Source organism: Ligilactobacillus saerimneri DSM 16049 (assembly GCF_000423265.1).
GTDB classification, from domain to species: Bacteria; Bacillota; Bacilli; order Lactobacillales; family Lactobacillaceae; genus Ligilactobacillus; species Ligilactobacillus saerimneri.
This window is the reverse complement of record NZ_AUHQ01000001.1, coordinates 1-20,097: the sequence shown is the minus strand read 5'-3', so window position 1 is coordinate 20,097 and position 20,097 is coordinate 1. Positions and strand designations below refer to the sequence as shown.

The following is a 20,097-nucleotide window of genomic DNA, read 5'->3' as shown; positions in this document are numbered from 1 at the left end:
TGAAGCACAAATTGTTGCCAGGAGATATTTTATTAAGTATACTTGAATGAGTGCTGTGATGCACGAAAATCACACTCCACAGGATGGAAAAAGAGTGCTTGATTAGTTCAAGTCTTTTGGCCGTTGAATGTGGAGGAGGATAAAAACTATTTTTTTGGAGGTAAATTGTAATGGCAGTTATTACCATGAAACAATTACTTGAAGCTGGTGTCCACTTCGGTCACCAAACACGTCGTTGGAACCCTAAGATGAAGCCTTTCATCTTCACAGAACGTAACGGTATCTATATTATCGACTTACAAAAGACTGTGAAGTTGATCGACCAAGCATATGATTATGTTAAGGATGTAGCAGCAAACGGTGGTATCGTATTGTTTGTTGGTACTAAGAAGCAAGCACAAGATGCAATCGAAGAAGAAGCAAAGCGTGCTGGTCAATTCTTCGTAAATCACCGTTGGCTTGGTGGTACTTTGACTAACTGGAAGACTATCCAAAAGCGGATTAAGCGTTTGAAGGAAATCAAGGCTATGGCTGAAGATGGTACTTTTGACGTATTGCCAAAGAAGGAAGTTGCTAAGTTAATCAAGGAACGCGATCGTCTTGAAAAGTTCTTAGGTGGTATTGAAGATATGCCACGGATTCCAGATGCATTGTTCATCGTAGATCCACGTAAGGAACGGATTGCTGTTAAGGAAGCACAAAAGCTTAACATTCCTATCATTGCTATGGTTGACACTAACGCTGATCCAGATGAAATCGACGTTAAGATCCCATCAAACGACGATGCAATTCGTGCCGTTCGTTTGATCACAGCTAAGATGGCTGATGCAGTGATCGAAGGTCACCAAGGTGAAGATCAAGAAGATGCACCTGTAACTGAAGAATCATTTGCAAATGATGATGAAAAGGTTGACTCAATCGAAGATATCGTTGAAGCAGTTGAAGGCAACAACGATAACAAAGATGCTGAATAGTTAATCACTTAGGCTGGCTCAGGTTAGGCGTGAAAGCCTAGGTTTGGGTCAGTTTTTTTTATAGATATAGATAACCTTAGCTAAAGGAGTTTGAATAAAATGGCAAAAATTGCTGCAAAACAAGTTAAAGAATTACGTGATAAGACTGGCGTAGGGATGATGGATGCTAAAAAAGCCCTTGTTGCTAGCGATGGCGACATGGACAAGGCAATCGACTTCTTACGTGAAAAAGGTATTGCTAAGGCTGCTAAGAAGAGCGGTAACATCGCTGCTGAAGGTTTAGCTGATGTTGTGGTAAATGGTAACACAGCTGCAATCGTTGAAGTTAACGCTGAAACTGACTTCGTTGCTCAAAACGATCAATTTAAGGCATTGGTAAAGCAAATTGCAACTGCTGTTGCAGAAAACAAGCCAGCTAACGTAGAAGAAGCATTGAAGCTTCCTGGCAACAAGGGTACTTTGAATGATGACATCATTGAAGCAACTCAGGTTATCGGTGAAAAGATCACTTTACGTCGTTTCGCTATTTTAGAAAAGACTGCAGACCAAGTATTCGGTGCATACCTGCACATGGGTGGCAAGATTGCTGCTTTAACTTTACTTGAAGGTGCTGATGAAGCAACAGCTAAGGATGTTGCAATGCACATCGCTGCTATTAATCCTAAGTACCTTAACCGGGATGCTGTTCCTGCAGAAGAAGTTGCACACGAAAAGACTGTGCTGACTGAAGAAGCTAAGAACGAAGGCAAGTCAGAAAAGATCATCGAAAAGATGGTTGCTGGTCGCTTAAACAAGTTCTTTGCTGAAATCGTTCTTGAAGATCAAGCATTTGTTAAGGATTCAGACCAAACTGTAGCTAAGTACGTAGCTTCTAAGAATGGTAAAGTCGTTGACTTTGTTCGTTACGAAGTGGGCGAAGGTATCGAAAAGAAGGAAGAAGATTTCGCAGCTGAAGTCGCAGCCCAAATGAATATGTAATTCACTAGAAAACTAGTGTTTTATTGCTCATCCATATGTGTGTGGATGGGCTTTTTTAGTAATATTTTTGACGAAAAAGCTAGAATATTAACTTGATCTAGTAATGTCCACGAATTACTTTATAGAAAGAGTCAGACATACTTTGTAAACAAAACATGACTGATACGAAAGTTGGACCAATAATCTGGAAGATTATTTAATCGTAGATTGTGTCCTGTATAAATTTTTGCTGATTTCATCAAATTTTTTATATGTATTGGTATAATAAAAATAAAGCTGAATTACAGCGTGGAAAATCTTACTTGAATTAAGTGTTTAAGTAATGATTTTTGATACTATTAATGTCTAGAAATGCTGTACTTACAGGGATATTTTACTGTATTCCCCACAGCTCGAAATATGAATTAATATGAAATATAAAAACCCGTAAAACACCGTCATTGTGCGGTTTCACGGGTTAATGATTTATCGTGAAATGTCACGAACGACCAAAAAAGTATGAATTTTAGTATGAACTTTTTTAGAAGTTCACAAAGGCTGTGTACCGATCCGCCGTGCCTTGACGTTGCTCGTCCGTGATGGACGTGTAGATGTTAAGCGTGGTCTGGACATCAGTGTGGCCGAGTTGAGCTTGCAGCTCTTTAATCGGCATGCCACCCTGAGCTGCTAGGGTGGCGTAGGTGTGGCGGAAGCCGTGCAAAGTGATACGATGCAAGCCCGCCTCACTAGCTGCGATTTTTATTTTTTGCAAAAGATAGGTGCCTTCGAGAGGCTTATTTTTTTTATTCGAAAAAACCATGCTCTCACTCTGCGCTGATTTCAGAGAGTAGTAGGCCCTAAGAGCCCGCCAGTCTTTCAAGGCATCCATCGTCTTTTGATCGATGTAAGCCCGCCTGATGCTCGCTTTTGTTTTGGGCTCGTGGATGATAGGTGTACAATCCGCACCGATAGCTACCGTTTTAGTGACATCCACATAACCATCATCGAAGTGGATGTCTGCCCAGGTAAGTGCCAGCGCCTCGCCCTTGCGCAAACCTGAAAAAGCTAGTAACCTAAAAAGTGTATAGGTTTGCACATCAAAAAGCTTTTTGGCGTGCTCTAAGAAAAGCTGCAGTTCCTCACGTGTGTAAAAGTTTTTGGAGCTGTCGGCTTTTTTTACTCTCGGCATGATCACAGCCTCAGTCGGCACACGGTCGATGATCTGAAGGTTGCGAGCATAACGGAGTATCCGCTGCAAGAGGTGGACACGCTTGTTAAAGGTGACTACCTCTTTGCTCCATTTATTTGCCACACGCTGGCAGTCCAAAGTAGTGATGTTGACTACCTTTTTATGACCAAAAACTGGCAGGATGTTTTTTCGCAGCATTGTCTCAGAAACTCTGAAAGTTGAGTCGCGGACAGTCAGCTGGTAGGACTCAAGCCACATGTCCGCAAGCTCTGAAAAAGTGATGTCACTAGCCTGGCTATATCCACCAGTGTGGATTTGCTTTTCAAGCTCGTCTGCTGCGATTTTAGCGTCACGCTTAGTAGCGAAGCCCGACTTTGACTTGAAGCGTTTTTTGCCAGTCATTGGATCAGTGATACATACCTGATATCGCCAAAGCATACCTTTTCTAGTCTTGTATTTTTTAAAAGTTGCCATATATAGTGCCTCCTCTGTGGAAGCAAGAAAGACGTGGCAACAGCCACAGCTTCTAAAGACATCAGGGCGCTGGTCATGAGTTATCCGAAAAAATCGGATGGTTGACTATTGCATTTTATGCAACAGTCGTTAAAATAAAAGTAGATCAAACCCCTCCGCACTACATTAGTAGCAGGTACGTCCTGAAAGCGGGGGCTTTTTTATATAGAAAATATGTTCGATATAGTGTCTTAGTGAAGCCCGCGGATTGCGGGCTTTTTATGTTACTTGAGCTTATCTGCAATGTTGTAATTTTTAGACCCGATGACATTGAATTCAGGATCTTCAAAAGTTACTTTCACAGGATTCTTGGTATTATCAAGCGTAAAAATCATGACAGCTTTAACAGTTTTTCCTGGTAAAAGTTTGTTGTATAAGGCTTTGCTATATTGTTGCAGCTCATCATTTGGAAGCCCAGTCGAAGTGTTTAAATCAACATCAGATGTATCATTTTTCTGATAAGCTTGTACAACTAAATATATATTAGATGGATCTTGCTCTTTAGTTGAGTTGTTAGTGATGTCACAGTAAAGAACTAAAGCTTTTTTGCCATCCTCTAAGGCATCGCGCACTTCCCACTTGGTAAAGCGATAAGTTTCGATGCCAGCGTCATAGACACCGTCTTTATACGTCCACGGACGCTCGGAAGCGTTAGGATCAGGTTTAACTGATGACGAGCTAGACGAAACTTTTTTCTTAGTTTTAGTTGCCTTGTGCTCAGTCTTAGTTTCTTTCTTCCCACTATCAGTGCTTTTGGTTGATCCGCAAGCTGCAAGCCCTAAGCATAAAACCGTGGTAAGCACTAAAATACCAATCTTTTTTGACATATGTATAAACTCCCTAAAATTTACTTTAACCGACAGACGACATTCCTCTCTCTCCCTTACTCGGCAACACCCCCTTTAAAGTCATACCGAGCATATTCCTCCGCCACCTGATCACTCAGCTTACATGGGATAGCAAAGCACGACATAAAAAGGTAGGGCTCGGATACATCCACATCATGACTCTCTGCCCACTCTCTAAGGATTTGGAAAGCGACAAGGTTTGCATCGTGCTCAGCTTTACTGTGAGCTACTGATGTCAGCATAAATTTGCCATCATCGCCATTCAGAATGTGCCCAATTTCGTGAGCGATCGAGAAGGGAATTTCAGCTGAGTTTCTCCACTTTAAGTTGATAAGTATTTTTCTTTCAGCTGCAAAAGCTGTGGATGGGATATCCGGGTTGAGATCAGTAGTCGTGACTACTCCGACACCATGCTCGAAAGCATAGTTAAGTAGCCATGTGATGATTTCATCCAATAAAAATCACTCCCTACTGCCTCTCATAAGGCGGATGATAAGCTCACGATCCTCGTCGGACAGTGGTATGCCCTGATAAGTGAGCAAAGATTTTTTGTCAGCCACATCCACGGGCTGTTGTTCTGGATCGTCCCGACCAAGTAAGTAGTCAGTCGATACGTGGAAGTAGTCGGCAACTTTGGCCACGTCCTTAGCTTTAGGCTCACTCTTTTGCCATCTATAAAAAAGATTGCTACTAAAGCCGAGCTCATCAGCCACTTGTTGCAGAGACTTACCATTTTTTACACTAAGATTTTTTATTCGATCAAACAGTGTCATAGCAACATTCCTCCGATTGTACGGAAAAATATTATACGAAATGTAAGTTTAAGTGTTGACTTTTTATACGAAACGTAATAATATAATTCACGTAAGATAAATTCATAGATAAAAGCATAGAAAAAAACATAGATAAATAGCTATGAACAACCATAGACAATAAAAGGGTTGAAGGTCTTAAAAGGTTGTTTTATAGCGTTTTTACTACGCTTTCATTTTATACGAATGTATAAAATAAGTCAACGTTTTTTCTACGAAAACATCTATGTAAATATCTTTCGTTTGCGGTGGGGGGGTAGGAATAAAAAAGAGGAGGTGTCGATGATGCCAACCACAGAAAGTGGAAGAAACAAAATATTAAAGTGGCTAGATGAAAATGACACGTCAGTCGCCACTCTAGCTGCTATGTATGGCTTAAATGTACAGGACGCTCGTGATTATCTATCTGGACGCAAAGATGCACCAGCAGGAGCACGATTCATCCTAAAAGTAATGAGGGATCTAAAGATTAAATAGGAAGGCGAAAAAATGATCGAATTCGAACGAGAAAATTACAGTAAGTACTCTATGTGGATCGACGATGACTTTGGCGGAACCTTGGTCTATGACTCAGAACAAGAAGCCTGGGTACTTTGGCCAGAACGTATAAATGACGGAGTGACTTACTTTGATGATTTGGATTTGACTCAAGAAAAAATTATCGAAGAGTACAAAGCGTGGAAGAAAGAGTGGTCACTATGACTGCCAGTAAAGCATTTTTGAAGCTACGCAAGCAAGAGCAACTAACTCAACAAGAAATGGCCGCTAGATTGGGTGTTTCATATTCACACTACACAAAATTAGAAAGGAACTTTGTTAATCCTGGGTTTGACTTACTTAGTCGAGTAAAACAAACCTTTAACAATGTCGATATGAATGAGTTTTTTGAAAAATAAAAAACCTGCTTGGTCTGGAGCCCGAACAGGTTGCGAAATTTTTAAAGCCTAGCGATCATCTCCAGCTAACCATCAATACTTGGCTGGTATCGTCGCCCAGCACTGCAATTGAAGCAAAAGATTAATCGGGTTTACCGTCGGCTAGTACTAGTTCAAGTGTGGGCTTGAACTTTCCTTGTCCGGATTATCGTACCGGTGACGAGATCAGCCCGCCAACGTAAAAGGCTGGGTGATTAATCGATTACGCAGGCACAGTTTCGTTCAAAAACTTTGTCATTACGACATCAACTCCTTTGCTTATAAAGAAGACAATTCTTGAACACATTAATAGTAGCAAAGTTTCATTTTTAAAGAAAGTAGGCGGACGTATATGAACCCAGAAGAGTATCAGTCATATCTTGACTGGCAAGATGAGCAGGACTACTACGGAGAGCATACCTGGGAGTATTCAGAGCCAGGCGAGGAAGAAGATTGGAGTGATGAAGATGTGTAGAACGATTGAAGAATTTAAAGAGATGACCGACGACATCAACACCCCGATGGACGAGGTGGCGCGGATCATCGTGGAGACAGACGAAGAGAACCCCGAGACCTTGGCAGTGATTACACAAGACGATTGCGAAACTGCGCAAGGGCTTAGGGTGCGGATGAAGCCAGTTTATGGTGATCCGGCGATCACGATTAAGGGCAAGCGTTATGAAGTGATCAATATCCGCACAAAAAAAGGTGAGCTGATTGCCTCAATTTCAGCAGAGAACATCATCCACGAGAACGGATACCGCGTGGATATGATCCCGGGAGGTGACGGCAAGTGACATCTTTGGCAATCATTCTGCTATGCATCTTATGTGGCATAGCAGTGGAGATTAAAAAGTATATCCAGGAGGAGAAAAAATGACAGAGTTCGAAAACGTCAGAGAAGCGCTAGAGTGGCTTTACTCGATAGGAAAGTCAGAGGGGAACGTCACAGTGGACGGACGGCCCGCTACAATACCAGAAATCCAAGATATGTATAACAATACGATCGTTAATATTTGCGACTTACTAGGTATGTCAGATATTTATTTGGAAGACCAGGAGGGATGACGATGACAGGACGAAGATTAAGTGAATACGCACTCGCCATGCTAGTCGGAATGTTTTTAAAGACTGGAAGTTGGTGGGGTGGCATGTTTACGCTGATTATCATGGCTGTGGATGTAGCCTGGATCATGGTCACACACCCAGAGCTGACTGACTAAGGCGGTAGCCACCATGATGATTGATGACATGACTTGGGTGGAAAGCCTAAGTCCTGAAGCCTTAAAGAGACTGGCAGAGCGGATCAATGAAGCGACATCCACACCTCAGACGAAGACAGAAAAAGAAGAACGGCTGCTTAAGGTAGGAGAAACAGCTGAGCTTTTGGGGATGTCAGAGTCAAAATTCTACCGTAGGCGAATAGAATTTTATGAGATTTTTGAACCCTTGGCATGCGGCAAATATAAAAATAAATTCAAAAAATCAGACATAGAGGAACTAAAGAAAAAACATCCAGAAATTTTATAGGAGCAAGAAAGACGTGACAGACATAAGAGCTAAGGCGCTTATGATTTGACAGATTTAAGAAAGGAGTGGGATCCGGATTATGAAAGATAAGAAAAAAATGATTAATCTGATCGGAACAATGATTGCAGAAATATCCTGGTTAGACGATAAAAAGTTTGATGTCAAAAAAATCATACACAATAATCTTGATACTTGCGAAGAGCTTTTTACAGCCGGAGAAGTAGGAGAAATACTTGCTCAAGCAACATATGTGGACCTTGGGTATCAATTTCAAGTAGGAAACGGAGAAAAAGCCATCCAGGAGTTAACTGGAGCAATTGAAAAAGTTTTTAAAAATAATTTTGAAAACGGAGAGAAAAATGAATAAGAGTACAAAAAAAGAGCCCGTTGCAGCGGACTCAGAAAAAAAGTTTTTACGTGATAAGTATACCGCAAAGGTAGCACATTGGGAATACATTGTGTCAGCGTGCAAGTTGACGTTGAAGCAATTCGGTCCACCACAGAAAGGGGACGATTTGCAAGCCTTTAAAGACGTCAACGAGTTCTATCAAAAAGCTATGGACCGATTGGAAAAAGCCAGACAGAAACTGAGGGAGGTGGAAGAGAGTGAGTAATCTCTTTGAATTGAACGACACATATCGCCAGCTGGTGGACTCTGACCTTGAAGGTCAAGCCCTGATCGACACTCTAGAAGCGATCCAGGACGAAAGAGAGGTCAAGCTGGACTATATCGCCACTATGATCGACGAGCTAAAAAGTGATATCGAGTGGGCTAAAGAGCGGAGAGTGGAGCTTTTAGATAAGCAAAGAGCCACTGAACGCAAAGCAAAGTCACTGATGGACTACCTGACCGAAGCACTTGATGACGCGGGTATAAAGAAAGTCCAGACCAAAAATCACATTTTAAAGCCACGGAATTACAGGGCCAGCGTAGTTGTAAAAAGTTTAGACGACTTGCCGGCTGAGTATATCAGAGAGAAAAATACAGTCAGCGCTGATAAAACAGCACTCTATAAAGCTCTCAAGGCTGGCGTGGACGTGCCGGGGGCAGAGCTGAAGCCAAACCGTGGCACACAGATTATGTAATAAATTGGAGGAACTATCATGACAAAAGAAAAATTAATTTTAAAGAAGCAACGTCGTAAGAATGTATATATGCGCCCAGTCTACGTACCATCCGACATCCACGGAAAGATTAAAGATATTGCAAGCGAAACGGGTATCTCTATGAGTGTATTAGTTGAAACTTGCCTAGATTATGCGTTGCGTAATGTCGAAATCCTGGAGGAGCGCAAAGAGGATTAAAAGAGGTGGATTAAATGCCAGCAATTAATATGGATAAATTAAGCCGATACAGTGACTGGCGAATTTTAGTCTATGGTCAACAAGGCTTTGGTAAAACATCGGCAGCTAAGAACTTAAAGGGGAAAACCTATTTACTAGGCTTTTCTAACTCTTTCAAGGTCTTAGCAGGTCACTTTGACGCCGGTTGGAAGATCGACGCCAGAAAGCCAGCCGAAGACTTAGAGATGTGGGCCAATCAATTTAAACCGGCAGAGTATGACAACCTTATCATTGATGATCTCACGAACTTCGCCAACATCTGGTTGCAAGAGCGTGGGCGCGAGAGCAAAAACGGGATCACAAACGAGATCCAGCACTTCGCACAGTGGAAAAACTACTTTTTAAGATTCATCGAGTGGATCTTTGACATGCCGCTCAATGTGTATATCACTGCCTGGGAAACCACCCAGCAAATCATCATGCCAACTGGTCAGCAATTTAACCAGTTTGCGCCAGACTTGCGGGATTCAGTCCGTAACGTCGTGATGGGTTTATGTGATGTAGTTGGGCGTTTGATCGTAAAGCCTGATGATAAAAGTCGCTGGGTGATCCTGGAAGGCGACAGCGGAGCTTTTGCAAAAAATCGTTTAGACGGGCGTAAGTCATGCCCGATTGATGAACTCTTTAACTTTGAAAAGAGTGACAGCAATGCCGTTTAAACCATACGACTACCAACTACGGGCCATAAACGAAGCCAGACAGCGCCTAGCTGAGGGTCATAAGTCGGTGCTGATCCAATCGCCAGCTGGCTCGGGCAAGTCAGTGATTATCGCTGAAATCGCCCGAATGACAACTGAAAAAGGCGGGCGGGTGCTCTTTTTAGTTCACAGACGGGAGCTGATCGCCCAGATCTACGAAACATTTATCGCGGATGAAGTTGACATGAAAAAAGTGCTGATATCAACGCCAATCCGCGTAAAAAACAAAATAAAAAAGCGAGGGGTTGCTCGTCCAGCTCTGATTATCACGGACGAAACGCACCACTCGCTGGCTGAAAGCTATCGTACGATATACAGCTTTTTCCATGACGTGCCACGGCTCGGGTTTACAGCCACGCCATGGCGAATGTCGGGCAAAGGCTTTAAGGATATCTATGAAGTCATGGTCGAAGGGCCTCAGGTGGCGTGGTTGATCCAGCATAATCGGCTGTCGAATGCCACGGTCTATGCACCAAACACGGCTGATCTGACAGATTTAAAAAAATCATCCACGGGCGATTTTACAGCCGCCTCAATGGACAAGATGGCGCAAAGGATCATCTTTTCAGACGTGGTCGACACCTGGAAAGAAAAAGCAAGCGGGCTAAAGACAATTGTCTACTGCCACGCGATAGACTTCTCTAAGCAGGTCGCCGACTGGTTTAATCAAGCAGGCATACCAGCGTGTCACGCCGATAGTAAAACGCCACAGCGAGAGCGGGACAGGATTATGGCTGACTTTAAGTCGGGTAAGATCCAGGTGCTCTGTAACGTGGATTTGGTCAGTGAGGGCTTTAACGTTCCTGACTGCTCGTGTGTGGTCATGCTCCGGCCGACTGAGTCGCTGGTACTGTATATCCAGCAGTCAATGAGGTGCATGCGATACAAACCAGGAAAGCAAGCCGTCATCATCGACCAGGTGGGCAACGTTGACCGGTTTGGAGTACCACAGCAGGACCGGCAGTGGACGCTGGAAGATCGCGAAAAGAAAAAACAGCGGTCGGGCGGTAGCTCAGGACCAGCGATCAAAACTTGTCCGCAATGCTTTGCAGTCGTACCCGCTCGTGTCACACTTTGCCCGATGTGTGGGCACATCTGGGAAGTGGAGAGTGACGAAGTAGAAATTAAAAAAGAAGCGAAACTAGAAAAAATCGATACCAGTTTTGTCTTTAAGACTGACTATCTGACAAATAAAAAACCAAGTGAATTAAAATCCGTGGCTGAGCTGAAAGCCTATGCCGAAGCAAAAGGGTACAAGCGTGGATGGACTTGGTATCAAATGAAAGAGAGAGGATGGCTATGAGCGAAATCTGGAAAGATATAAAAGACTACGAAGGATTGTATCAAGTAAGTACACTTGGAAGGATTAGAAGTAAGAGAAGAAGAGGAACTAAAGGCGGCATTATACGAAGTACACTTGATAAAAAGAATACGAATTATTACAAAATCAGGTTGTGCAAGAACGGCCACTTTCAAGCCTTTTTCATCCATCGACTTGTCGCACAAACTTTCATACCAAATCCAAAGCAATATCCACAAGTTAACCATAAAGATGAAAATCGGCATAACAATTATGTTGAAAATTTAGAATGGTGCACTAATCAATACAACGCTAATTATGGGAATTGTAAATGGAAAGGCAGTATTTCTCGAAGAAAAGGGCTGAAATGGGTCTGCCAGTACTCAATGGATGGAAAAAAGATAGGTAAATACAAAACCTTAACTGATGCTGCTAGAGCAGTAAATGGTTTCCCCTCAAACATTAGCAAAGCTATTCATGGCGAAATCAATACAGCTTATGGGTTCAAATGGAAAAGCGAAAATTAAATAAAACGAATGGAGATTATAAAGATGCAATTTACTACAAATTATAAAAACAACGAACGTAACGATTTATTCCCAGCAGGCCAATACGAAATGATCATCACAAGAGTCAAGCACGATGCCACTAAAAAAGGTACTGAGTATATCAGTATCTCAATGGTGGTCCGTAACGACTTAGATCAAGCTTTACCAGATACCAACGGTAAGGCACACAACCGCTACTACACACACTTCATGTGGCCAAACCGTGAAACGGGTGACTTTGAACTAGGCGATATGCAGTATGTTTTTGAAGCTGCAGGCATTCCTGAAGGGACTGAGATCAATAGCTTTGAAGAACTAACTAAACAGCTGGTTAACAAGCCAGTCCGCTTAAAAATTAACGTATACACACCAAAGGACGGTGGCGAAACTCGCAACAGCACTTGGCCAAATAACTTTGATAAAACCAAATTCCCACAAGTACAGCACGTCTTTAAGAAAAAACAACAGTCACAACCAGACGTGGGTGCAGGGATTACTGACAGTGACTTACCATTTTAATTTTTATAGTGACAGCGAGGAGGTGAGAGCGTGCAGACCAACATCGAGGGGATTCCAGAAGAACTAAAAAAAGTCCGGCAGTGGGGGCTTTACCGTCTGGAGTGGCAAGAAAAAAAGAAAAAATTCAATAAAATTCCAGTCGACCCCTGGACTGGGGGTCCGGGATCATCGACCAACCAGGATACTTGGTCGGACTTCAATACCGCGGTCGCAGCTGCTGAAAAGATGAAACTGGATAAAGGTGGTCTGGCGTTTTACTTCGCCAATGGCTATGCCGGCGTGGATTTAGACCATATCGGCGACGACATTGACACCTATATCAACGGCAGTAACCTTGATCCCGATAGTAACGAAGTGGCGCACGCCTTAAAGCTCACTGGTGGCAGTTATGCCGAAATATCCACGAGTAGAGAGGGGATCCACATCATTGTTAAGGGTAAGATCCCAGGCGATCGCCGTCGCCGTGGTCACTTCGAAATGTACGACTCGGGTCGCTTTTTCGCTCTCACTGGTTGGACTATCGGTGGCAGTCGGGAAGTAAAAGAGGTCGATCTGACACCGGCATACACGCACTACATTGGGAAAGATAAAGTTTTTCCAATGCCAAAGCGGTATGAGCACTATGAAAACAATCTGACTACCGATGAAATCATCGAAAAAGCCAGCAACAGCACGACCGGCGCTCGCTTTAAGGTACTGATGTACGGTGGTTGGGAGCAGTTTTATCCATCGCAGTCGGAGGCTGACATGGCCTTTGCCAATGACTTGGCTTTCTGGACGGGTAAGGACTTTCAAAAAATGGATGAAATTTTTCGTCAGTCCTCTCTCTACCGCGATAAATACGATGAAAAGCACGGAAAAACCAGCTATGGGGCGGGATTGCTATATAAAGCAATCAACGAAACGCAAAACGTCTACAATCCGAAGCGAGACGATCGCCAACCACTCAAATACGGTGGTTTAGACTTTCTTAATAAAAACAAACCGAAACCACCACGAACGTGGGATGACATGGGGAACGCCCAGCGATTCCTTGACATTTACGGTAACTACTTCAGGTATTCATATATTGATAAAAGTTGGTATTACTACAACGGCACCTACTGGGAAGTTGATAAAAGTGGCCGAATTTTAGAAGCAGCAGACAAGGTAGTGGACGCCATGGATGATGAAAAAGTCCATGTATCTGAAGAAGCAGATCCAGAGGAAGCCCTGAAAAAATGGGCGAAATTTAAGAGCAAGTCACGGAGCAATCGTAGCAAAAAAAATATGGTCGAAGAAGTTCAGCACCATATCGCGGTTGGCCACGATGAGTGGGACCGTGACGGTATGCTACTCAACACCCCAGCGGGCTATGTGGACCTATCGTCCGGAATTTTATACCCGTCCGATCGTGAAAAGATGTTCTCTAAGATCACTGGCACTGAGTTCAGTGATACCACGGGCTGTGAGCAGTGGCTGAAATTTTTAGACACGACTTTTCAGGGGGATAAAGCCCTGATCCATGAAGTGCAAAAAATGGTTGGCTACTCAGCCACGGCGTCCACAGTGGAGCAAGTGATGTTTATCTTGCTCGGAAATGGGCGCAATGGTAAGTCAGTCTTTATGAATACCATCGCCAAAGCCTTAGGAAACTACGCGATGACAATGCAGGTTTCATCGATCATGACCAAGCGCTCACAGAGTGGGCCCACATCTGACATCGCCCGCCTGGAAAATGCACGGCTGGTCATCTCTAGTGAAGCCAATGAAGGCGATCGGCTGGACGAGTCGCTTTTAAAGCAGATGACCGGGGGCGACAAGATGGTTGCGCGGTTTATGTATGGTGCAGACTTCGAATTCGTGCCAAAGTTCAAGCTATGGATGGCTACCAATCATCTGCCATTTATCCGTGGGACCGATGACGGTATTTGGCGCCGGTTAATCGGCGTGCCGTTTACGCACCAGGTGCCACTTGAAGAGGTCGACAAAAATCTCGAAGCCAAGCTAGACCGAGAGCAACCAGGGATCCTGAGCTGGATCGTCGATGGGGCTATCGCCTGGCAGTCCGAGGGATTGACACCCACGGCAGCAATGCGAGAGATGATTAAGACCTACCGCAAAGAGATGGACATCATCGAGCGGTTTGTCGCTGATTGTTGCGAAGTTGAGGAAGGCGCGACCGTCAGACCAGGCGAATTTTACCAGGCTTACAGACGGTGGGCGTTGGAAAACGGCGAGCACCAGTACTCAAGCGTGAAGTTTGGCAAAGAAGTGCAGAAGCGATTTGAAAAGAAAACTGTCAAGGGCAAACGTTTTTACAAGGGTGTCAGACTAAGAAAAGTTGAAGACCCCCGAACGAACTTTCTTAAGTAAAAAGTAGAGAGGGTGCAGGGTTGGGGTGCAGGGTTGGTGGGTTGTGGATAACTGCTGTAAGCCTTACGGCAGTAAGGGTTTGAGGGTTGGGTATTATTGGGGTGCATAGTTTGTTTTTAAAACACCAATAAAAAAAATAAGAAATAAATATATATAGAAAAAGGATTTTACTTCGCCAACTATGCACCCTATGGCAAAAAGCCTTAATATCAAGGGGTTTGGGGCGTTTTAACTATGCACCCTAACTGTGCACCCCGATACACCCAGGAGGATTACAGATTGAAAGCAGAGCACACAATCCAGTCAGAGATCATGCTGGCAGTTTCGCAGCATGGGTGTACTATCATCCGGACGAATGTCGGCAAAGTTCGCACAACCGACGGGCGGTGGTTTATTGCTGGCCCGCCTAAAGGTTGGCCTGATCTGACTGGGTTTAGACACAAAGATGGAAAAATAATTTTATTAGAGATTAAGACAAAAAAAGGCAGACTTAGACCAGAGCAAAAACGCTTTGCCGAGTTTATCAAGGATAAACCCGTACTATACGGGGTATGTCGTAGCGTGGAAGACGCACTGAAAGTGATTGAGGAGGATTAACATTGGCAAACCGCAAACACAAAAAGAAACGAACTATCAAGAAAAAACTACGTCGAATGAAAGAGAAACGATTGAAAAATGAGCGAGCTATTGCTAAAAAGACGGAGGGGTAGCATGAAAAAATCTGTTGGAATTGTGGTCACTAAGAAAAATGCAGACGATTTAATCCTGGGATTGAATGAGGAGTTACTAGACATCTTTGGCGAAAAAGGCGCAGATTCAATCGACCATATCAGCGCTTTTTATGGCAAAAAAGAGTATGTACTAGTGGTGGTGGCCACTGGGGAGGCACAAAAATGATCGAAACTTACTACTTACTAAAAACAACCAACGACGCTTTCTACGTATCGGCCGAACGACAAGCGGGAACAAACTGGGGCGGGTTTGAGTTTTTAGGCGAGCCAGACTATGCTACACGGATCCCGAGTCAAGAGATGGCCCAGACCGTGGCTGAAAAATACGGCTTTATCGTCTATGAAGTAACAGTAACCACGGAGATGGAACGCATTTAACGGAGGTACCAACAATGTTACCGAAAGAAATTATGGAAAGATTATACAAAGCGGAACACGAAGTGACCGAAGCATATTACTACTACAGGCTTAGTAGCGAATTAAAAGCGCCGGTTAAAAACGCTATGGAAGCCAAAGACGCTTTTAGTTTCGCACTAAAATATATTAACGAAATAATAAAATATCTGGATGAGATGGAGCAAGTTAGTGGTGAAACGGAGGTTTAACATGGACGGACAATATTATGTGCTGACAACAGCAAACCGCAAGATGTTTATCGAAGATGAAATCAATGGTAAAGAATTAGTTTTTACTGATCGGCTGAGTGACGCAGGACACTTTGATGATCTGAGCACGGTCCAACGGTTGGCTAATCGCTACGGGCTGATTGCTTATAATGTTAACCTTATGCAGCGCTTTGATTGTGGGGTGTGGAAGTCATGAAAAATCAGCGGATTATTGAACCGGAGGAAGTATGACTAAGAAAGCATACTATCTTCGAAACTGGACTCAGGGCCCACCGCCTAAGAAAATCATTGACCACACACATCAGCCTCATGGATATGCGTTAGCTTTGTGGAAAGTTAATTGGGAAAACATTACAAAAGATGAGCATGGGTATTACCTAATTGATGGCAAAGGTAACAGACATGAGATCAGTTCCCGGTGGTATCAAGAGTTAAGAGCAATGAACCATCATGATTACAATATGTATCACCAATGGTTTCGCCATGAGATACACTTCTCAGACTTTGACGGTATATGGATGACGTTTAAAGCTTATGAAGATAAGAATATCGATGATGAAAGATACTTAATCGTGCAGGCATATCGCCATGTTCTGACTGCAAAGCAGAGACAAATATATGACGACCTAGCCAATGGATTGAAACAGAAAGAAATTGCTCAGCGTGAAGGGGTTAGCGAGTATGCAATCACTAAGCGCAAACAAAGCATGATTAAAAAATTAAGGAAAGCAATATTAGAGGAGGCATAAAAATGAAACTGATTAAACCAGCACACTACCAGCGCAACGGGTTTGACCTATTCGACATGTTTGAAGTAATCATGCCCAGATCCTGGGTCCGTGGCTTTTACATCCTGAATATCATTAAATATCTGTTCAGATTTCCACATAAAAATGGCAAAGAAGATATTTTAAAAGCTGGGACCTACATGGACCGTTTAATCAAGTATGAAGGTGCAGACGATGAAACTGATGCCACTAGTACAAAAAATTGAAGATAAGTTTGGGCGCCACGATTGGTGGTTAAATCCAGACTTTCAGGGTAGCAAAGAGCAAAAACAGCTTAAAAAGTGGCGGAGAGATCATCAGGACAATCAGAAAAATGAGAAGGTTTATTATGAACTGATTAACACCAAAACGGGCGAAAGTGATAAATTTCGTGATCTTTTAGAAGTGCGAAAGTTTGTTCTTGGTCCTGGCAGTCCGCTATATCATCCTGAGTGGTATCGATTTAACCTAGCTAGAGTGACTAAGTACCTGGCTCAGCGTGGATACCGTTTGGAGAGGAGGGTTAAAAAGTGAGCAAACTGCCAAAAGATATGCTGGACGCCACGACCCGACTTTTCAAGCGGTACGGGACCAACTATATGGACAAAGCTCCGGCTGATGATCCTGATGTGAAAATCGTTTTAGAGTGGCGGGGTCAGCTGAAAAAACGACCACCAAGAAATGAAAATAGCCCGATGACACATAAGAAGTTTTTTGATATGCACACCGACAAGCGTCGCAAGTACCTGAGGTCTTTAAAGAAAGTCCATCCTGACTGGACTGTGGACGATATTTGCTCGTGGGTCGGGATATCATCATCAGAATACTACGACGAGCTAGGGACAACGAAGTACAGCAAATTTCAGATCTTTACTGTGGATGGGAAATTTATTAATAACTATCCTAGCTTAGATGAGATTGGTCAGCTGTACGGAGTAGGTAGAAAAACAAAGCGACTGCCAGCAGTGACAGCAGAGCTATATAGACTAGGATTTATATTAAGGAAAAGGTGATACGATTGATTACGCTATTCCCCCGATTAGATGAGAAAGAGACAGCCCGTGCTGTCCGCACATACTTAAAAGAGGACTACGCCAAAGTGTGCCTTGCTTTAGGCACATCACCGAGTAGTCTTAGGTCGCCACAGATTTCAGGCGAACCACGGGGGACATCGGCTGGCAATCCCACAGAGGACAGTTTAGTCAGGCTGATTGACTTAGACGTTAAGGTTAAGGAAGCCTACCAAAGATTGACCAGGCTTAATCCGCCGGGCGCCCAGCTACTATACCAGTGCTACCTACTTCACATCAGCCCTGAAACAATCGCTGATGAAAGCTATCGCTCCGTGAGATATATCCATGGAAAACTACAGACTGCTTGTTGCCAGTTTGCGTCATGCCTGGCTGACATCACAGAGAGAGAAGTAGATCTCAGAGTGTGGAAGTAATAAGGAAGTCTACCGAAATGGTAGGCTTTTTTGTGTCTGAATATAGCTTGACGGGCTATGATATACTCTTATTGAAAGGAGTGAAGTGCTATGGAAAGTATCGAATTACAAAAACCTTTAGCTGTAGCAAACTTTGTAATTGAAATTGCTAAGGAAAAAGGCAATCCAGTAACGAATTTAAAACTACAAAAGATATTATTTTTTTTACAAGGATACTTTTTGTCTAACTATGGAGCCCCTTTGATCGATGGAAGTTTTTCTAAATGGAGATATGGCCCTGTGGAAGAAAAGGTATATCAAAGTTTTAAAAATTATGGCGCAACTCCAATAAACAGCGAATTCAAAGAAGCAAGTATTGATAGAGGAATCATATATGTCAATCCTGTGAGAATGAATATTACTGAATTAAGTGACAATTTAATGAGCGAATTAAAGGAGTTAGTAGAAAAACTAATTAATATAGAGCCGTGGGAATTAGTAGATATAACTCATAGACACTCAAGTTGGAAAAACTATGAAGACGAAATTCATTCATTTGAAGCTGAGGATTATACAAATGAAGAAATTGAGTCATGCTTCATTGATAATGAAAAATTCCTAATCGGAGAAGAAAATGAAAAATGAAGAACTAGTAAGTGTGTTTATGAATTGTTTTATCGATTATGCACGTGACAGAACACATGAAAATAATCAAGTTAAAAATTTAAGAGAGAATCTAATTACATTGAGTAAACAAGAAGAGGCTTGTAGAGAGTATTCAGGTATAAGTGAGTTTATTTATAAACTGAGTAACGAAGATTTTCAATTGTTAAAAGTATTTTTTGACTTAGATGAGAAAAATGAAGGTTACTATAATGGTGCCATTGAACAGTTGACAAAGTTAACGGGTAAAGAAAAAACTACTGTTCATTACGAAAATCTAAAACATTTTGAGCGTCATGTGAAACTTAGTTGTCATCAGAGAGATTATATAAGTAACAATATCACGAGAGTATCTAAGGATATTGAAAATATTACATCGAAAGTAGACGAGGCCAGAGGTAAAGTTAGTGGTATCTACTCTGAATTCGTTGGAATACTAGGCGTTTTTACGGCATTATCGTTTGCGTTGATGGGTTCAGTACAAGTATTTGGTAATATCTTAAAGAACGTTAACAATCCAACCATGGGTAATATCGGTTATGTTCTAGTAGTTGGTGGATTATATTTGATACTCATTTACTTAATAACAATGACATTGTTTATTGCCATGAAGAAAGTATTTAATAATGATTCGAAGTATAAATTCGATGAGAGATTCACAAAAATCATTATTTTAGCATCTGCATCATTAACATTAGTGGGTGTGCTATTTGTTTGCGCACATGTATGGTTAAAAGTCTAGTTGGTTAACTAGGCTTTTTTTGTATAAATAGGTTGACTATACACTATATAACGTGTATCATAATAGATGTAAGGAAGAAAGCCTTACTAAATTAGGAAAGGAGTTAGCTATGATAAAAGAGGGCATAATAATAGCTCTAGCAATCAGCTACTTACTTGATAGACAGGTTGCACGCCGTAAATCAAGAGCAGAATCTAAAAAGCTAGAGCTAGAAAACATAAAACTGGAACAAAAGTTAAAGCGTAAACAATAGCTCCAGTAAAACCAGGGCGATCTAATCGCCTTGGTTTCATGTACCTCAATCATAGCATAAAAGAGATATGAGTTCATTATTATTCATGGTCTTAGCAGTTGCTGTGGTGGTTAGCGTATATTTAGATTTAAGAGTTAAAGCGCGATATAAGAAAGTTAAAAAACGCAATCAAGAGTTAAAGGATGTACTAAAAGATGACGACCAAATTAAGTGATGCAAAAAAGAAAGCTAACAAAAAATGGGACGACAAAAACAAGGAAAAGAAACGTCTGTACCAATATCGTTCCTATGCTAAAAAATACGTCAGAGAGCTTGCCAGCAAAAATGATCTGTTAGAATTAAAAGCGATGATTGAGGAACGATTAAGTCAATTATAAATCCGTGCAGA

37 protein-coding genes are annotated in these 20,097 nt (G+C 42.3%); 33 read left to right on the top strand and 4 right to left on the bottom strand.

What is annotated here, in order from left to right:
• Window positions 1-170 precede the first annotated feature (170 nt).
• The gene (gene rpsB, locus G541_RS0100200) at window positions 171-974 is read left to right on the top strand and encodes a 30S ribosomal protein S2 (RefSeq protein ID WP_009554605.1); all 804 of its coding nucleotides are present in this window, start codon (window positions 171-173) and stop codon (window positions 972-974) included.
• Window positions 975-1,073: 99 nt separating this feature from the next.
• On the top strand, window positions 1,074-1,952 hold the full coding sequence (tsf, locus tag G541_RS0100195; protein WP_027826091.1) for a translation elongation factor Ts: 879 nt from the start codon (window positions 1,074-1,076) through the stop codon (window positions 1,950-1,952).
• 520 nt (window positions 1,953-2,472) lie between these two features.
• On the opposite strand, the gene G541_RS0100190 is transcribed toward tsf, so the two are convergent.
• From G541_RS0100190 to G541_RS0100175, 4 genes are all read right to left on the bottom strand, one after another.
• The gene (locus G541_RS0100190) at window positions 2,473-3,594 is read right to left on the bottom strand and encodes a site-specific integrase (protein WP_027826090.1); all 1,122 of its coding nucleotides are present in this window, start codon (window positions 3,592-3,594) and stop codon (window positions 2,473-2,475) included.
• A gap of 263 nt (window positions 3,595-3,857) precedes the next feature.
• Window positions 3,858-4,460, bottom strand: coding sequence for a DUF5067 domain-containing protein (locus G541_RS0100185; protein WP_027826089.1), 603 nt, complete (start codon window positions 4,458-4,460; stop codon window positions 3,858-3,860).
• 56 nt (window positions 4,461-4,516) lie between these two features.
• Window positions 4,517-4,936: an ImmA/IrrE family metallo-endopeptidase gene (locus G541_RS09050; RefSeq protein ID WP_051174509.1), complete on the bottom strand. Its 420-nt coding sequence runs from the start codon at window positions 4,934-4,936 to the stop codon at window positions 4,517-4,519.
• Window positions 4,937-4,942: 6 nt separating this feature from the next.
• On the bottom strand, window positions 4,943-5,254 hold the full coding sequence (locus G541_RS0100175; protein ID WP_027826088.1) for a helix-turn-helix domain-containing protein: 312 nt from the start codon (window positions 5,252-5,254) through the stop codon (window positions 4,943-4,945).
• A 321-nt stretch (window positions 5,255-5,575) separates the two neighbouring features.
• Here G541_RS0100175 and G541_RS0100170 point away from each other — a divergent pair, with 321 nt between their 5' ends.
• The 31 genes from G541_RS0100170 (at window position 5,576) to G541_RS0100005 (ending at window position 20,086) form a co-directional block, all read left to right on the top strand.
• On the top strand, window positions 5,576-5,770 hold the full coding sequence (locus G541_RS0100170; RefSeq protein WP_338086438.1) for an XRE family transcriptional regulator: 195 nt from the start codon (window positions 5,576-5,578) through the stop codon (window positions 5,768-5,770).
• A gap of 12 nt (window positions 5,771-5,782) precedes the next feature.
• Window positions 5,783-5,995, top strand: a complete 213-nt coding sequence (locus G541_RS0100165) for a hypothetical protein (protein ID WP_027826086.1) — start codon at window positions 5,783-5,785, stop codon at window positions 5,993-5,995.
• A complete protein-coding gene (locus G541_RS0100160; protein ID WP_035162558.1) occupies window positions 5,992-6,189 on the top strand; it encodes a helix-turn-helix domain-containing protein in 198 nt (65 codons plus the stop codon). The genes G541_RS0100165 and G541_RS0100160 overlap by 4 nt, the downstream gene beginning before the upstream one ends.
• Before the next feature lie 370 nt (window positions 6,190-6,559).
• Complete coding sequence (locus G541_RS10575; protein WP_258409045.1) at window positions 6,560-6,682, top strand: hypothetical protein; 123 nt, start codon at window positions 6,560-6,562, stop codon at window positions 6,680-6,682.
• Entirely contained in the window at window positions 6,669-7,004 is a 336-nt protein-coding gene (locus tag G541_RS09045; RefSeq protein ID WP_056941550.1) for a hypothetical protein, read from the top strand. The genes G541_RS10575 and G541_RS09045 overlap by 14 nt, the downstream gene beginning before the upstream one ends.
• A gap of 79 nt (window positions 7,005-7,083) precedes the next feature.
• Window positions 7,084-7,275, top strand: coding sequence for a hypothetical protein (locus G541_RS0100140; protein WP_027826084.1), 192 nt, complete (start codon window positions 7,084-7,086; stop codon window positions 7,273-7,275).
• A 2-nt stretch (window positions 7,276-7,277) separates the two neighbouring features.
• Window positions 7,278-7,430 (top strand): hypothetical protein, encoded by a 153-nt coding sequence (locus G541_RS10325; protein ID WP_155824424.1) that lies wholly within the window; start codon window positions 7,278-7,280, stop codon window positions 7,428-7,430.
• A 13-nt stretch (window positions 7,431-7,443) separates the two neighbouring features.
• Window positions 7,444-7,737, top strand: a complete 294-nt coding sequence (locus tag G541_RS0100130; RefSeq protein WP_027826083.1) for a hypothetical protein — start codon at window positions 7,444-7,446, stop codon at window positions 7,735-7,737.
• 79 nt (window positions 7,738-7,816) lie between these two features.
• Complete coding sequence (locus G541_RS0100125; RefSeq protein WP_027826082.1) at window positions 7,817-8,104, top strand: hypothetical protein; 288 nt, start codon at window positions 7,817-7,819, stop codon at window positions 8,102-8,104.
• Window positions 8,097-8,351 (top strand): hypothetical protein, encoded by a 255-nt coding sequence (locus G541_RS0100120; protein ID WP_027826081.1) that lies wholly within the window; start codon window positions 8,097-8,099, stop codon window positions 8,349-8,351. The genes G541_RS0100125 and G541_RS0100120 overlap by 8 nt, the downstream gene beginning before the upstream one ends.
• Window positions 8,344-8,823, top strand: coding sequence for a siphovirus Gp157 family protein (locus G541_RS0100115; protein ID WP_027826080.1), 480 nt, complete (start codon window positions 8,344-8,346; stop codon window positions 8,821-8,823). The genes G541_RS0100120 and G541_RS0100115 overlap by 8 nt, the downstream gene beginning before the upstream one ends.
• An 18-nt stretch (window positions 8,824-8,841) precedes the next feature.
• Window positions 8,842-9,042 carry a hypothetical protein gene (locus G541_RS0100110; protein ID WP_027826079.1) on the top strand — a complete coding sequence of 67 codons (201 nt, stop codon included), beginning with the start codon at window positions 8,842-8,844 and terminating at the stop codon, window positions 9,040-9,042.
• 14 nt (window positions 9,043-9,056) lie between these two features.
• The gene (locus G541_RS0100105; protein ID WP_027826078.1) at window positions 9,057-9,740 is read left to right on the top strand and encodes an AAA family ATPase; all 684 of its coding nucleotides are present in this window, start codon (window positions 9,057-9,059) and stop codon (window positions 9,738-9,740) included.
• On the top strand, window positions 9,730-11,082 hold the full coding sequence (locus tag G541_RS0100100; RefSeq protein WP_027826077.1) for a DEAD/DEAH box helicase: 1,353 nt from the start codon (window positions 9,730-9,732) through the stop codon (window positions 11,080-11,082). The genes G541_RS0100105 and G541_RS0100100 overlap by 11 nt, the downstream gene beginning before the upstream one ends.
• On the top strand, window positions 11,079-11,606 hold the full coding sequence (locus G541_RS0100095) for an NUMOD4 domain-containing protein (protein WP_051174508.1): 528 nt from the start codon (window positions 11,079-11,081) through the stop codon (window positions 11,604-11,606). The genes G541_RS0100100 and G541_RS0100095 overlap by 4 nt, the downstream gene beginning before the upstream one ends.
• A gap of 24 nt (window positions 11,607-11,630) precedes the next feature.
• The gene (locus tag G541_RS0100090; RefSeq protein ID WP_027826075.1) at window positions 11,631-12,146 is read left to right on the top strand and encodes a DUF669 domain-containing protein; all 516 of its coding nucleotides are present in this window, start codon (window positions 11,631-11,633) and stop codon (window positions 12,144-12,146) included.
• 30 nt (window positions 12,147-12,176) lie between these two features.
• Window positions 12,177-14,501 (top strand): phage/plasmid primase, P4 family, encoded by a 2,325-nt coding sequence (locus G541_RS0100085; RefSeq protein ID WP_027826074.1) that lies wholly within the window; start codon window positions 12,177-12,179, stop codon window positions 14,499-14,501.
• 279 nt (window positions 14,502-14,780) lie between these two features.
• Window positions 14,781-15,098: a VRR-NUC domain-containing protein gene (locus G541_RS0100080; protein WP_027826073.1), complete on the top strand. Its 318-nt coding sequence runs from the start codon at window positions 14,781-14,783 to the stop codon at window positions 15,096-15,098.
• 114 nt (window positions 15,099-15,212) lie between these two features.
• Window positions 15,213-15,398 (top strand): hypothetical protein, encoded by a 186-nt coding sequence (locus G541_RS0100070; RefSeq protein WP_027826072.1) that lies wholly within the window; start codon window positions 15,213-15,215, stop codon window positions 15,396-15,398.
• Window positions 15,395-15,610: a hypothetical protein gene (locus G541_RS0100065; protein WP_027826071.1), complete on the top strand. Its 216-nt coding sequence runs from the start codon at window positions 15,395-15,397 to the stop codon at window positions 15,608-15,610. The genes G541_RS0100070 and G541_RS0100065 overlap by 4 nt, the downstream gene beginning before the upstream one ends.
• Before the next feature lie 14 nt (window positions 15,611-15,624).
• The gene (locus tag G541_RS0100060) at window positions 15,625-15,837 is read left to right on the top strand and encodes a hypothetical protein (protein ID WP_027826070.1); all 213 of its coding nucleotides are present in this window, start codon (window positions 15,625-15,627) and stop codon (window positions 15,835-15,837) included.
• Between the two features lies 1 nt (window position 15,838).
• A complete protein-coding gene (locus G541_RS0100055; RefSeq protein ID WP_027826069.1) occupies window positions 15,839-16,054 on the top strand; it encodes a hypothetical protein in 216 nt (71 codons plus the stop codon).
• A 31-nt stretch (window positions 16,055-16,085) separates the two neighbouring features.
• Entirely contained in the window at window positions 16,086-16,607 is a 522-nt protein-coding gene (locus tag G541_RS0100050) for a helix-turn-helix domain-containing protein (protein WP_027826068.1), read from the top strand.
• Window positions 16,608-16,609: 2 nt separating this feature from the next.
• A complete protein-coding gene (locus G541_RS09040) occupies window positions 16,610-16,852 on the top strand; it encodes a DUF3310 domain-containing protein (RefSeq protein WP_035162549.1) in 243 nt (80 codons plus the stop codon).
• Entirely contained in the window at window positions 16,821-17,159 is a 339-nt protein-coding gene (locus G541_RS0100040; protein WP_027826067.1) for a hypothetical protein, read from the top strand. The genes G541_RS09040 and G541_RS0100040 overlap by 32 nt, the downstream gene beginning before the upstream one ends.
• Entirely contained in the window at window positions 17,156-17,638 is a 483-nt protein-coding gene (locus tag G541_RS0100035; protein ID WP_027826066.1) for a hypothetical protein, read from the top strand. Before G541_RS0100040 ends, G541_RS0100035 begins: the two co-directional genes overlap by 4 nt.
• Before the next feature lie 5 nt (window positions 17,639-17,643).
• Window positions 17,644-18,072: an ArpU family phage packaging/lysis transcriptional regulator gene (locus G541_RS0100030; RefSeq protein WP_027826065.1), complete on the top strand. Its 429-nt coding sequence runs from the start codon at window positions 17,644-17,646 to the stop codon at window positions 18,070-18,072.
• Between the two features lie 90 nt (window positions 18,073-18,162).
• Window positions 18,163-18,696 carry a Panacea domain-containing protein gene (locus G541_RS0100025; protein ID WP_027826064.1) on the top strand — a complete coding sequence of 178 codons (534 nt, stop codon included), beginning with the start codon at window positions 18,163-18,165 and terminating at the stop codon, window positions 18,694-18,696.
• Window positions 18,686-19,456 (top strand): hypothetical protein, encoded by a 771-nt coding sequence (locus tag G541_RS0100020; RefSeq protein WP_027826063.1) that lies wholly within the window; start codon window positions 18,686-18,688, stop codon window positions 19,454-19,456. The genes G541_RS0100025 and G541_RS0100020 overlap by 11 nt, the downstream gene beginning before the upstream one ends.
• 109 nt (window positions 19,457-19,565) lie before the next feature.
• Window positions 19,566-19,709: a hypothetical protein gene (locus G541_RS10320; RefSeq protein ID WP_155824422.1), complete on the top strand. Its 144-nt coding sequence runs from the start codon at window positions 19,566-19,568 to the stop codon at window positions 19,707-19,709.
• Between the two features lie 194 nt (window positions 19,710-19,903).
• Window positions 19,904-20,086: a hypothetical protein gene (locus tag G541_RS0100005; RefSeq protein WP_027826062.1), complete on the top strand. Its 183-nt coding sequence runs from the start codon at window positions 19,904-19,906 to the stop codon at window positions 20,084-20,086.
• Window positions 20,087-20,097 lie beyond the last annotated feature (11 nt).